The 12,398-nt window shown below is 44.1% G+C and carries 12 protein-coding genes; 10 read left to right on the top strand and 2 right to left on the bottom strand.

Annotated elements, in window-relative coordinates:
* The first annotated feature begins 8 nt into the window (after nucleotides 1-8).
* The 4 genes from CHH48_RS12100 (at nucleotide 9) to CHH48_RS12085 (ending at nucleotide 2,959) form a co-directional block, all read left to right on the top strand.
* Nucleotides 9-911, top strand: a complete 903-nt coding sequence (locus CHH48_RS12100; RefSeq protein WP_095219092.1) for an NAD-dependent epimerase/dehydratase family protein — start codon at nucleotides 9-11, stop codon at nucleotides 909-911.
* Between the two features lie 88 nt (nucleotides 912-999).
* Nucleotides 1,000-1,623 carry a DUF1796 family putative cysteine peptidase gene (locus CHH48_RS12095; RefSeq protein WP_095219093.1) on the top strand — a complete coding sequence of 208 codons (624 nt, stop codon included), beginning with the start codon at nucleotides 1,000-1,002 and terminating at the stop codon, nucleotides 1,621-1,623.
* 12 nt (nucleotides 1,624-1,635) lie between these two features.
* Nucleotides 1,636-2,529, top strand: coding sequence for an NAD-dependent epimerase/dehydratase family protein (locus CHH48_RS12090; RefSeq protein WP_095219094.1), 894 nt, complete (start codon nucleotides 1,636-1,638; stop codon nucleotides 2,527-2,529).
* Nucleotides 2,530-2,620: 91 nt separating this feature from the next.
* A complete protein-coding gene (locus CHH48_RS12085) occupies nucleotides 2,621-2,959 on the top strand; it encodes a hypothetical protein (RefSeq protein ID WP_095219095.1) in 339 nt (112 codons plus the stop codon).
* Between the two features lie 30 nt (nucleotides 2,960-2,989).
* Here CHH48_RS12085 and hisA read toward each other — a convergent pair whose 3' ends face one another.
* Together hisA and CHH48_RS12075 are read right to left on the bottom strand one after the other, a co-directional pair.
* Nucleotides 2,990-3,745 carry a phosphoribosylformimino-5-aminoimidazole carboxamide ribotide isomerase gene (gene hisA / locus CHH48_RS12080; RefSeq protein ID WP_095219096.1) on the bottom strand — a complete coding sequence of 252 codons (756 nt, stop codon included), beginning with the start codon at nucleotides 3,743-3,745 and terminating at the stop codon, nucleotides 2,990-2,992.
* A 76-nt stretch (nucleotides 3,746-3,821) separates the two neighbouring features.
* Nucleotides 3,822-5,339 (bottom strand): glycosyltransferase family 2 protein, encoded by a 1,518-nt coding sequence (locus CHH48_RS12075; protein WP_245840356.1) that lies wholly within the window; start codon nucleotides 5,337-5,339, stop codon nucleotides 3,822-3,824.
* A 258-nt stretch (nucleotides 5,340-5,597) separates the two neighbouring features.
* Between CHH48_RS12075 and msrA the strand changes: the two genes are divergently transcribed.
* The 6 genes from msrA (at nucleotide 5,598) to CHH48_RS12045 (ending at nucleotide 12,316) form a co-directional block, all read left to right on the top strand.
* Nucleotides 5,598-6,266 (top strand): peptide-methionine (S)-S-oxide reductase MsrA, encoded by a 669-nt coding sequence (msrA, locus tag CHH48_RS12070; RefSeq protein WP_245840357.1) that lies wholly within the window; start codon nucleotides 5,598-5,600, stop codon nucleotides 6,264-6,266.
* Nucleotides 6,260-6,991 carry a GNAT family N-acetyltransferase gene (locus tag CHH48_RS12065; RefSeq protein ID WP_095219097.1) on the top strand — a complete coding sequence of 244 codons (732 nt, stop codon included), beginning with the start codon at nucleotides 6,260-6,262 and terminating at the stop codon, nucleotides 6,989-6,991. Before msrA ends, CHH48_RS12065 begins: the two co-directional genes overlap by 7 nt.
* A gap of 66 nt (nucleotides 6,992-7,057) precedes the next feature.
* Nucleotides 7,058-7,879 carry a sugar-phosphatase gene (yidA, locus tag CHH48_RS12060; RefSeq protein WP_095219098.1) on the top strand — a complete coding sequence of 274 codons (822 nt, stop codon included), beginning with the start codon at nucleotides 7,058-7,060 and terminating at the stop codon, nucleotides 7,877-7,879.
* Nucleotides 7,876-8,754, top strand: coding sequence for an aldose 1-epimerase family protein (locus tag CHH48_RS12055; protein WP_095219099.1), 879 nt, complete (start codon nucleotides 7,876-7,878; stop codon nucleotides 8,752-8,754). Before yidA ends, CHH48_RS12055 begins: the two co-directional genes overlap by 4 nt.
* Before the next feature lie 104 nt (nucleotides 8,755-8,858).
* The gene (locus CHH48_RS12050; RefSeq protein WP_095219100.1) at nucleotides 8,859-10,934 is read left to right on the top strand and encodes a Na+/H+ antiporter; all 2,076 of its coding nucleotides are present in this window, start codon (nucleotides 8,859-8,861) and stop codon (nucleotides 10,932-10,934) included.
* 197 nt (nucleotides 10,935-11,131) lie between these two features.
* The gene (locus tag CHH48_RS12045; protein WP_095219101.1) at nucleotides 11,132-12,316 is read left to right on the top strand and encodes a NupC/NupG family nucleoside CNT transporter; all 1,185 of its coding nucleotides are present in this window, start codon (nucleotides 11,132-11,134) and stop codon (nucleotides 12,314-12,316) included.
* The last annotated feature ends 82 nt before the right edge of the window (nucleotides 12,317-12,398 follow it).

Here is a 12,398-nt window from a genome sequence, read left to right as displayed (position 1 = left end):
GGATGAAGATGAAAGCAATCGTGACTGGAGGAGCAGGGTTCATTGGTTCCCATCTTGTGGAAGCATTACGGAATGAAGGGGTCGAAGTAGTTATCCTAGATGATCTTTCTGCAGGTGATGAGGCGAACATACCGCAGGATGTGAAGCTATATCAGTTCGATGTCAAAAGTGCAGGTGCGTACCGAGCAGTTATCGAGGAACAGCCGGATGTCATGTTTCATCTTGCAGCGCAAGCAGATGTGACGAAAAGTATCCTTGCTCCGGTTCACGACGCGGATGTCAATATCGGCGGAACGATCAATATGCTGGAAGCGAGCCGGACGGCCGGGGTGAAGCGATTTATTTTTGCATCCACATCCGCTGTTTACGGTAATATTCAAAAGCAATTGATTAAAGAAGATGATATCCCGGATCCGATTTCTTTCTATGGCACTTCAAAACTGTCAGCAGAGAAATATATTCAGCTATTCCATAAATTCTATCAGTTACCGTATGTGATTCTGCGCTACGGAAATGTGTATGGATCCAGACAAAAACCAAAGGGAGAAGGTGGTGTTGTAGCTGTCTTTTCCGAAAAGCTGAAACGGAAGGAACCGATTACGATTAATGGAGATGGTTCCCAATCTCGGGATTTTATTTTTGTGAAGGATATCGTGACTGCCAATCTTGCGGCCATGCGTCAGCAGCAAAATGGAATTTTTCATGCCAGTACTGGCAAAAGTACGAGCATTTTGGATTTGGTGGAATGTTTTAGACAGTTGTATCCTGCTTTGGACGTTCAATTCACATCAGAAAGGGCCGGTGACATTTCCCATAGCTGCCTTTGCAACGAAAAGACCCAGAAACAACTAAACTGGAAGCCCCATACGGATGTGGCGGAAGGCATAAAAAGGACCTGGCATCAAACTTAATTCTCCTCAGATTGGACAGTTTGCTCTTCCGTAAGATACGGGACGCGAATTATATAAGGTAGGGGAGGTTAGGAAGGAGTGATGCCAGTTGGGAAATGAGCTGATAAAAGGCGGATATGATGCGGTGTTCAGTTTGGGCGATTTATGTCTTGGAGCAATACAGATGAAAAAGAATAATCTTCGCCCATTCTCTGGTCCGCTTGACTGGATGGGAACACCACTGTTGCCTAAAGTAACGCAGTTGTTCGAGAAACGGTTTGCCGATTTCATGCTTCAGGAAAACCTGCGAATTGTAGGTAAGGCGACAGAGCAAATGCTGCTTGTGTCGGATGACAGGAATTTTGTTATGTCCAGTCACGATTTTGATACAGCGCATAACAGCTTGACGCATTTGGCTATGTATCCGCAGGTTAAAGAGAAGCTGGATCGTCGGGTCAATCGTCTTTTGGAGAAGTTGATAACGGCCCAGCGCATTTTGTTTGTCAGGACAAATGCCTCTTTGGAAGAAACAGCAGAGCTTGAGCGAGTACTCCGCACTATCATTGCCAATGATTTCCGGATCTTGGTTGTGAACCATGGTCCTGTCTCAGGTATTGTCGAAAAGCATTGGCCAATCAATCACGTCTACAGTGTGGAGCTGCCGAACCTTGAAATTTGGGAAGGAAACAATGCGCTTTGGTCGCAACTGTTTCAGGATGTCCACCTTATCTGATAGGAGGTACGTATGAGTAAGCGGATCTTGATTACAGGAGCAAGTGGATTTACCGGTCGACATGCAGTACAGTATTTTCTGGACAAAGGCTATATCGTTGACGCAGTTATTCGGAATACCAAATTGAACATGAATCAAGAGGCGTTGCATATCCATTCCCTTGACCTAAGTGATAAGACTGCTGTTCATAAGTTGATGGAGGATGCTAAACCGGACTATGTCCTCCATCTTGCAGGGGAGAACAGTGTACCTGCATCATGGAAAACGCCTTTCAAAAGCTGGCAGGCAAATGTGGATTCAACGCTTCATCTCGTTGAATCTGTACGGGCCCTTGGACTATCGGCGCGTGTGGTAATCGCTGGAAGTGTATTGCAGGATGAACTAAGCAGTGCAGCATCTCCGACTCATCCATACAGTCTTACGAAAACAATGCAGACGACGGTTGGGCTGGCGTGGCATAATCTTTTTCAAGTCGATGTGATGATCGCCAAACCTTCCAATATTATTGGACCTGGAGTTTCGAATGGTGTTTGTACCTTATTTGCGAAACAGTTAAGACAACTGCAGGTATCAGGGAAATCACAATTTCAGGTCGGTAATGCAGCGGTGACACGAGATTTTATCGATGTCAGAGATTTGGTCAATGCTTACGAGACACTATTTATCGAAGGAACTGCTGGAGAAGCGTATGAAATTACTTCTGGCCGCTGGGTTTCATTAGGTGAGATTCTGTCACAGTTCCGACGAGTAAGTAGCTTTGACTTTTCCATACAGTCTGAAACAGAAGAAGCGATGGAAATGAAGCTGCCGATGAAGTCGGAAAAAATCAGGGCGTTAGGATGGGAGCCAACTCGCTCCTTGGAAACGTCTTTGGCGGATGTATGGGATTATACAGCGCAGCTATAGAATGTTCACAGATTCTTTACATGAAAATTGCTGTGTGAAAGTTGTATATAGAACACTGATGCCATATAGTGAACCCATAGGAGGTGTATGTATGGGTCTTTTTGATTCCTTTAAAGAGCTTATCGGCAACAAGATAAGTGATATAGCACCAGAAGAGCTTGTGAATAAAGCAGGGGAACTGCTGAATGGTGAGCAAGTAACCGAGCAAGCACAGCAAGCTGTCGACCAAGTGACAGAAGCAGCAGGCGTCGATAATTTAGCAGATCAGGCTGCTGAGCTGACAGAACAAGGGACAGCATTAGGGCAGGAAGCAGTTGATCAAGGTACAGAAGCTGCACAAGGCTTAACGGACCAAGCTAATGATGTCGTCGGAAATCTGACTGAGAAAGCACAAGGTTTCCTATCGAATTTTACAGATAAACTGAAATAAAAAAAGGCCCTTCCGACTTTCGGTAGGGTCTTAGCTTTTTTCCTTGTTTTCTACAGCTTCCAAAGGAATATCACCACCGAATAAATCGAGCGCGCTACCGATGGTATAGCACATACGATCATCTGTCAGCTGGCGGAAAAGGTCGATATCGTCAAGGGAACGTATTCCTCCAGCGTATGTTGCGGGAATGGGCATATGTGCGGCCAAATGAGAGACTAGCTCTTCTTGAATTCCATTCCGTTTTCCTTCCACATCTACTGCATGGATGAGAAATTCATCGCAGAATGCTGCTAGCATCTCTAAATTCTCCGCATTGACTTCAAAGCTGCTTCGCTTCGTCCAGCGGTCCGTTGCTACAAACCATTTGCCGTCATGGTATGTGCAGCTTAAATCAATGACGAGTCGTTCTTTGCCGACAGCTTCATTAATTTTACGCAGCCGATCCTCATCAAGCTTGCCGTCATGGAAAATATAAGAGGTGACGATAACATGGCTGGCTCCGGCTTCAAGAAAGTCTGCTGCGTTCTCCGGTCGAATGCCTCCGCCAACCTGCAGGCCTCCAGGATAAGCTTTTAAGGCTTCCATTGCAGCCAACTCATTACCAGGACCAAGCATGATGACATGCCCTCCGGTAATTTGTTTTTCCTTGAAAAGATTAGCATAGTAGGCTGAATCATGAGCGGATACGAAATTTTCAACAACATGATCACTTTCAGCTGTAATTGACGAGCCGACGATCTGTTTCACTTGTCCATTATGTAAATCGATGCATGGCCGGAACAACAAAGGAATCCCTTCTTTCTATCTATTGCTCCAATTATAAAGCAAACAGACTGCCAAAGGAAAGGGCAGTCTGTCAAATTCACGCGCGGTGTCTGCCGCGCAAAGTCCAGATCTGATAGATCATAATGAAGGACATGAAGATGGTCAATCCAGTGAGTCCGATCCAGCCGGCCATCAAGTATGGATTCGTCGCTTGCTGGACAGCCTCACTTGTCAGGTAATCTCGGAAATAGTAGCAAGCGAAAACGGCAATGCTAATGAACAACAGCAAGGCAAGGACACCTTGCAGAAGTTTGCTTCTCGTTTTACCTGCCTCTGCTTGATACTGATTAGCCCAGCCATCTTTTTTATCGTTTGACAGTTTTTCAGCCCAGACCTGTGCAAAGGTCATTAAATTGACCCATAAGTAAAGCTCTGGGCTTATCAGCAGGAAGGCAAGGATAATATCTATGGGTCGATGCATCGGTGTCTTCAATGCCAGGATTGTGTTGAGAACCGAAGCAAGTGCAATTGGTATCAACCATACCCATGACCACAGGAATTGATCTGTTGCAATGGCAGCTCCCAAGAGAAGAACGAAGAGTACGCGTACAAGCAAATCCATCATCGTCTTTAGCTGTGAACGCCATAAGTAACCAGTATGTCTCGTTTTCAACATCAAATCACGATCAGTTAGCAAATTTACAGTGCCGGAACTCCATTTTACCCGCTGATTCCGGAAGGTGTGATAAGAGCGCATGGCATCAACAAAGCAGCGAGCATTCGGACTGATGAGTGTTTTCCATCCGTTTTTCTGAAGCTGCCAAGTGAGCAGCATATCCTCAACATCTGTGTCATTCTGCCAAGGTCCATCCAGCTTGTTGCTCTGCATTACCTCATACAAAGCTTCTGGTCGGAAAAGGGTAGCCTGGCCGCCAAGCACATACGTGCTTCCGCCGCGGTATTGCAGACTGAGAAGCCAGCTTGCCATATCTTGCTTTTGCTGATGTGTCCACCATCTGGACATAGCACCGCCATACTCGCCGCTAGCAAGCTTTTCCTCGTAATAAGGATCATCTTTGGATAGCAGGCTTTTCTTTTTTGGCATTCGCATTGTATATTTTGCCATCACACCGCCGATATTCCGGGAACTCATCATTCCATCCCATAAGTGCTGCAAGGCACGAGGTGCTAATCGGCTGTCAGCATCCATTCCGAGGATGCCCTTGACAGAACGCTGATAGGCAATTTGGTAATCAGTCCGTTCCATTTCGTAAATGTCCATGTTGTCTCCATAGATAGCTTTCCAAACGGCGTTAAGCGCTCCGACTTTTCTCTGTTTATTGTTTTCTGTTACGATTATTTCAATAGATAATCCAAGCTCTTCGCCGGTTTCTTTCGCTACTTCTTCAGTCCGGTCGGTGCAATTGTCTGCTACAACAAAAACGTCAAGCTCGACTCCGCTTGGCAGTACCTGCTCTTTCAGACCAGTCAGGCAGTCATAAATCGCTTTTTCTTCATTATGGGCGGGAATGAACGCTACGATCCGCGGACGCATATACGTGCGCTTGATACGTGGCAATGCACGTGTTTCCATGCTGCCAGGAATTGTCATCATCTTACTTTCTTCCTCCTTTTTCTATAACGAGCAGTCTTACAGGAAGTTAACACGTGTTGTCGCATTCTTTAAAAATTAGTATTGCTATTGCTTCTAACCTGGTTCATAAGTCACATGATAGCATAGTAAAACCTTGTTGGAATGATGATTCGTTAGTCAAATAAAGGGAATATTCGCATGAGAAGGTCAACTCATGACGAACTGTGTGGGATTTATTTACAGTTCTTATTCTCTATTATAGAAGGAGCGGATAGGTAAATGGACATAAACATAGCAGCTATTGAACAGTACATGTTAGAAGAAAGACGAATAGATACACTTGTATTTGGCATGGGATGCTTCTGGAGTCCAGAGGCAAATTTCGGGCAGTTGCCAGGTGTCCTCCGCACAAGAGTCGGATTTGCAGGCGGAACGAAATCGGATCCTACATATCGGCAGATGGGAGATCACACCGAAACGGTTGAGGTTACCTACGATCCGGATGCAATTTCACTTGAACAGCTGCTACGCAAATTTTGGAATGATCATAATCCGAACCGGCCAGCGTATAAAGAAAGACAGTATATCAGCCTTCTGCTGTATCAGAATGCAGAACAGAAAACAATAATGGAAGCTGTAAAACAGCAGCTGGAAGTTGAACGAAAGAATACGGTTTATACAGAAATAGCTCCCTTGCACGATTTTACTGAAGCAGAACCGCATCATCAGAAGTACTACTTGAAACGCTTTAAAAAGGCGACGGAGCAGCTGATGACTCATTTTCCAAGTGAAGCAGCATTTCATACATCCACAATCACATCGCGTTTAAATGGATTTGTCAGAGAATATGGCACATTAGCATCCATCAAGGAAGAAATAGCGCAATGGAATATCTCTGAAGATGAAGCAATCAGAATTCAGGAAATGCTGGATGGGTTGAGATGGTAGAGACCACAGCTCATTTTCAGCTAGCGCATTTTTCGAACCAAGTCGATATCGAGCAAATAGAAGCAGCTTCCGTAGACGAATTGCGCAAGCTGCTTGAACATGCGGAAAGTGTCATGGGTAAAAATTCCTCTATCCATACTCGAGTAACTGTATGTACAGAAGATAAAAATTATGACACCCTTCATTCGCTTTTGTCCGATTATAGATATGATTTATTTGCAAGGAAGCACCTGTATCGTAAACAGCTGGCAGAGAAACAGCCGCTTTCTTCTAATTATCATTGGGAAGCTATCGGAATGGGTGAAACGGATGAAAAAAGATTTCTGGAGATTTGGAAGTCCTGTATGGAACAATCCGCTAATCGTGCCTCTGCACGTTCTATAGAGAATCAGCTGGATGATGTGAAGGCCCTTCTTGGCGAGAAATGGCAAACTAGCTGTCGAATCATCTTTCAGGACAATATTCCAATCGCCATGACGATACCGCATCTGGAGCCGGGGAGAGATAAAGAAGGTCGTATTTATTATATCGGCACCGTGCCTGCAGCTCTCGGGAAGGGTTTAGGAAAAATCGTCCATACGGCCAGCCTTATGATGCTAAAAGAGATGGGTGCTGTCGTATATGAAGGCAGTACCCATGCAGATAATTTGCCGATGCAGCGCGTATTCGAAAAGAATGGCTGTAAAGTTATCAGGGAAATTGCAACATACTATAAAGGTTTATAGCACCGAAGCACGTCCACTTTCGATATACTAGTAAAGAGATACATAGCAAACAAAGGGGGATGAAGTATGTATAAGCTTGTAGCAATAGATATGGATGGAACGTTATTGAATGATCAGCATGAAGTGACAATGGAAGTGCATGAGACACTCCAGGAAGCGAAAAAGCTCGGGGTTAAAATTGTTCTGTGTACAGGCAGACCAATTCACGGAGTTTACCGTTATTTAGAAGAATTAATTCTGAACGAGGACGGAGATTTTGTTATTGCCTTCAACGGAGCTCTTGTGCAAAATGCGCATACAAATGAAGTAGTATCGCAATTATCCTTATCTTACGATGACTTCATCGACTTACATCAGCTTAGTTTGAAACTTGATACGCCAATGCATTACTTTGACTCTAAATTCTTATATACATCGAACCGAAATATCAGCAATTATACAGTCCTAGAGTCCTTTATGACGAAGATGCCGCTGCATTATCGAACTGTCGATGAAATTCCCCGGAATGTGCTTGTTCCGAAAGTGATGTTCATAGATGAGCCGGAGCGGTTGAGCGAGACAATAGCTAATGTGCCTGATGAATGGAAGGCTCGTTTCACGATGGTGCAAAGCGCTCCATACTTCTATGAAATACTCCATCCGGAAGCTAGCAAAGGCAACGCAGTGAAACAGCTGGCCGAGCAGCTTGGAATCAAGCGGGAAGAGGTAATGGCAATTGGAGATAATGGAAATGATTTATCCATGATCCAGTACGCCGGCTGCGGAGTGGCGATGGACAATGCCATTCCAGCTATAAAAGAAGCTGCTGATTTTATAACAACCTCCAATAATGCTCATGGTGTTGCAGAAGCAATCCGAAAGAAAATTTTACAGGTGGGACAAGCATGATTCGAATCGAAAATGAATCTCTTAGTGTCGAAATAGCAGAATTAGGAGCAGAAGTGAGAAATGTGCTGCATAAAGATACGCAGCTTTCCTATATGTGGAGCGGCGATGCTGCCTATTGGGGGCGCGTATCTCCTGTTTTGTTCCCGATTGTCGGGCGGTTGAAGGATGGGCGGTATACAGCGGAGGGTAACACATACGAGCTTCCCCAGCATGGTTTCCTGCGGGATGCTGCTTTTCAAGTGTCAGACGCACAAGGCGATTCCGTTACATTTGCAAAAGAATCCAACGGGGAATACCAAGATGTGTATCCTTACGAATTTCGAGTGGAAATTCGTTACCGGCTGGAAGCGGATCAGCTGCATGTTGACTGGAAAGTGAACAGTTTGGAAAAGGAAGATGCGATGTACTTTTCTATAGGTGCTCATCCAGCTTTTCGTATCCCGCTTCAATCAGGTGAACATGCCGCTGATTATAAGCTCCACTTGAAGCCAGTACAAGACAAACAAGTGACAACTTATGAGTTGATTGATGGATTAATCCAAGAGAAAGAACAGCCGGCTGTATTGCCGGCCATGTCGATTCAGGCAGCACTTTTCGAGAATGATGCTCTTGTTTACGATCATATCGAAGAAGTACGTCTCCAATCCAGTGAAGGAAATGGTGTGGCTGTCTCACTGTCAGGCTTTCCCTATGTGGGAATTTGGTCCAAATATGATACGGCAACAGGTACGATGGCGCCTTTCGTATGTATCGAGCCGTGGTTCGGAATTGCAGATACAACGGATTCAACAGGAGTTTTATCACAAAAGGCAGGCATACAAAAGCTTGCTCCGGACGCAGAGTTCAACAGTTCTTATCGAATGACTTTCTTCTAATTTAAAGATCGCTCCCTTCAGGTAGCGGTCTTTTCTGACTGAGTGAAAAAGATGAATTAACGTAAACTAGCTAATATTATTTGAAAGTAGGTTTGGCACACAGCATGAGTTTCTTTACAGCATTGTTCGTATTATTATTAGCGGTTCTCCTTTCGACTGCAGTCAGTAAAATACTGCCTCTGCCGCTTGCGCTAATCCAGATTATCCTTGGTTTGGCCGCATCTATACTTCCCCTACATTTATCACTTGAATTCGAGCCTGAATTATTCATGATCTGTGTCATTGCTCCGCTCCTATTCAGTGAGGGGCAAAAAGCATCTCGAAAAGAGTTATGGCAGCTGAGAACGCCAATTATACTGTTAGCTTTTGGACTTGTATTTCTTACAGTCGGACTAGGCGGCTATTTGATCCACTGGCTTATTCCATCGATGCCTCTGGCCGTTGCATTCGCATTGGCTGCTACGATATCGCCGACGGATAATGTGGCAGTAAAGTCCATTACGCGTGGATTGAAGCTACCATCAAATGTAATGCCTATATTAGAAGGCGAATCCTTGCTAAATGATGCAGCTGGTATCGTATCTTTCAAAGTGGCGCTTGCTGCTGCGCTGACTGGTGTCTTTTCGTTCGGGGGAGCATCAGTTGAATTTTTGTTCGTCTCAATCGGTGGCTTGGTCATCGGTGTAGTAGCTGGATATGTGATTGTCACCATCCGGCTGCAGCTGATGAAACATGGCTTCCAGGATGATTCCATGCTCATTGTCCTGCAGGTGATGACGCCATTCTTCCTATATGTACTGGCAGAAGAGGTGCATGTTTCCGGGATTCTGGCTGTGGTAGCCGCTAGTATCATTCATGGTATTGAACGAGATCGTCTGCAGCAGACGACAACCAAGCTGCAAATCCTATCCAATAATACGTGGACAATTGTAGAGTATGTATTGAATGGGCTTGTTTTCGTCCTATTAGGGTTCCTATTACCTGAAGTGTATCAGGGAATTCAGGATACGGATGAAATCGGTATGGGCAGGTTGTTTGGAGTTATTATCATCGTCTTTATCGCTTTGTTCGTTATCCGTTTCCTATGGGTGTACAGCTTGTACAAACCTTTTACAACACTTCCCAAAAGCCGGATGGAGCGTTTTATGTCCAGGAATTATCCGAACAAAGCAATTGCAGAGGATACAGAAACCGTCGGGCGCGCTTATTATGCCCTCATTATGGCTACGAGCGGAATTCATGGAACAATTACACTGGCAACTGCTTTATCCATTCCTTTTTATTTAGATAATGGCTCACTGTTCCCAATGCGAAATACTGTATTATTTGTCGCAACAGGAGTAATACTGCTCAGCCTGATTTTTGCCGCTGTTGGTTTGCCGATCATGATTCGGAAGCCGGAAAAAAGAGATGATGGGCTGCTTCCCTTCAAAGAGGTGTATCGCCTTATCCTTAAGCAGACGATTAATCAGCTCCAGGCAGACGCTGTCCGAGAAACACAGCTGGCTGTAAACGTGGTAGTGCGCGACTTGGAGGAGCAGCTTGTCGACCTGGAAAAAGGTATATTGCAGGATCCGAACAAGCAGACAATTGAATCCTTGATTAAAGTCGGCAGAGAAGCAGAATATAGACGTATTGAAGATATAGGAGCAGGAAATGTCGTTTCTGAGGAAGCTTATCAATTATACCAGGTACTTAGCACCCAGCCAGAGCAATACCTCGTCAATACTACCTTCAGCAGGTTTAAACGAGCATTCCAGATTGCGAGGATCCGACACAAATTCCGTAAGCAATGGAAAGAAAACTGGAAGCTGCATGCAGAACAGATCCTAAGCAAAAATCCGGGGGTTGGCAATGAGCTGAAACAGTTGCGAGCTGCCGGTGCTCAAGCAGCTATTGATGCGATAAGGGAGCAGACTAATTCTTCAAATCGTCATGAATCCTTGATTGTGACACAGTTATACAATAAGAAACTAGCCGGACGCTATCGTTCCTTCGAAAGCGATGAAGCATTTCAAGAGCAGCTTCATAAGTTCCGGATGCGTGCAATCCGAATGGAAAGAGATGCGATTCATGACTATATACAAGAAGAACGTATATCTGTGGCGACAGCAGCTAAACTAAGAGAAGCTGTTACTTATGATGAAATGGTCGTTTTAAGCGTAGATACAACCCATTAATGTACAGCCTTGTCTTTCATAAGACAAGGCTGTACACATAAGGGAGTAGTTAGAATATTGTTAATAGAATTACTTTTAATTTAGTTCTACGTAATGTGTAATTAATATGGCATAATAGGACTCGTTGTGAAAAATATGTTTTACTTTGATGATTAACATCGTCGCAGTTTTGGCTATATACGCGAAAGGGGAACAACATGAGTTATATTATCGGCATCATCGGTTTATTCGTGTTTCTAGGATTAGCTTGGATTGCTAGTTCGAATAAAAAAATGATTAAGATTCGCCCGATCATTATCATGATCATCCTACAGCTTGTACTTGGATTCATTCTATTGAATACAGAAGTAGGTAACTACTTGGTCAAAGGTATTTCAGATGGGTTCAATCTATTGCTTGGCTACGCAGCTGAAGGAATTAACTTCGTCTTCGGTGGATTAGTGAATGTAGAAGAATCCGCATTCTTTATGAATGTGTTGCTGCCGATCGTATTCATCTCGGCATTGATCGGTATCCTTCAATATTGGCGGATTCTTCCTTTCATCATCAGATATATCGGTCTTGCGCTTAGCAAAGTAAATGGACTGGGAAAACTGGAATCCTATAATGCTGTTGCATCAGCGATTCTAGGTCAGTCAGAAGTATTCATTTCTTTGAAAAAACAGCTTGGCTTGCTGCCGCGTCATCGTCTGTATACGCTTTGTGCATCTGCAATGTCCACTGTTTCTATGTCTATTGTTGGATCGTATATGACAATGCTAGATCCGCGTTATGTCGTAACAGCGCTAGTATTGAATCTGTTTGGCGGATTCATCATCGCCTCTATCATCAATCCTTATGAAGTGGATCCTAAGGAAGATATGATTGAGGAAGAAAAAGGCGAGAAGCAATCCTTCTTCGAAATGCTCGGGGAATATATCATGGACGGTTTCAAAGTAGCTATTGTTGTTGCTGCAATGCTGATCGGTTTCGTTGCGCTGATTGCTATGATTAACAGTATCTTCTCAGGAATTTTCGGCATCAGCTTCCAAGACTTGCTTGGTTATGTATTTTCTCCATTCGCATTCCTTATGGGTGTGCCTTGGTCAGAAGCTGTTGATGCAGGAAGCATCATGGCTACGAAGATGGTATCCAATGAATTCGTAGCGATGCAGATTCTATCTGGCGGAGAGTTTGTTTTGAGTGATCGCGTTATCGCCATCGTATCTGTATTCCTTGTTTCCTTTGCGAACTTCTCCTCTATCGGTATTATTGCCGGAGCAGTAAAAGGTTTGAATGAAAAACAAGGAAATGTTGTAGCGAAATTCGGTTTGAAACTGCTTTATGGTGCTACACTTGTTAGCTTCCTATCTGCAACGATTGTTGGTCTATTAATGCCATAAATAAGAAGAACACCACGTAAACGTGGTGTTCTTTTTTTTGTTACTTGACGTAAATAGATATCTAAAATATACTTACTTACAT

This window comes from Terribacillus saccharophilus (assembly GCF_002272075.1).
GTDB classification, from domain to species: Bacteria; Bacillota; Bacilli; order Bacillales; family Amphibacillaceae; genus Terribacillus; species Terribacillus saccharophilus_A.
Note: the sequence above shows the minus strand (reverse complement) of the source record. Positions and strands in the feature narration are given on the sequence as shown.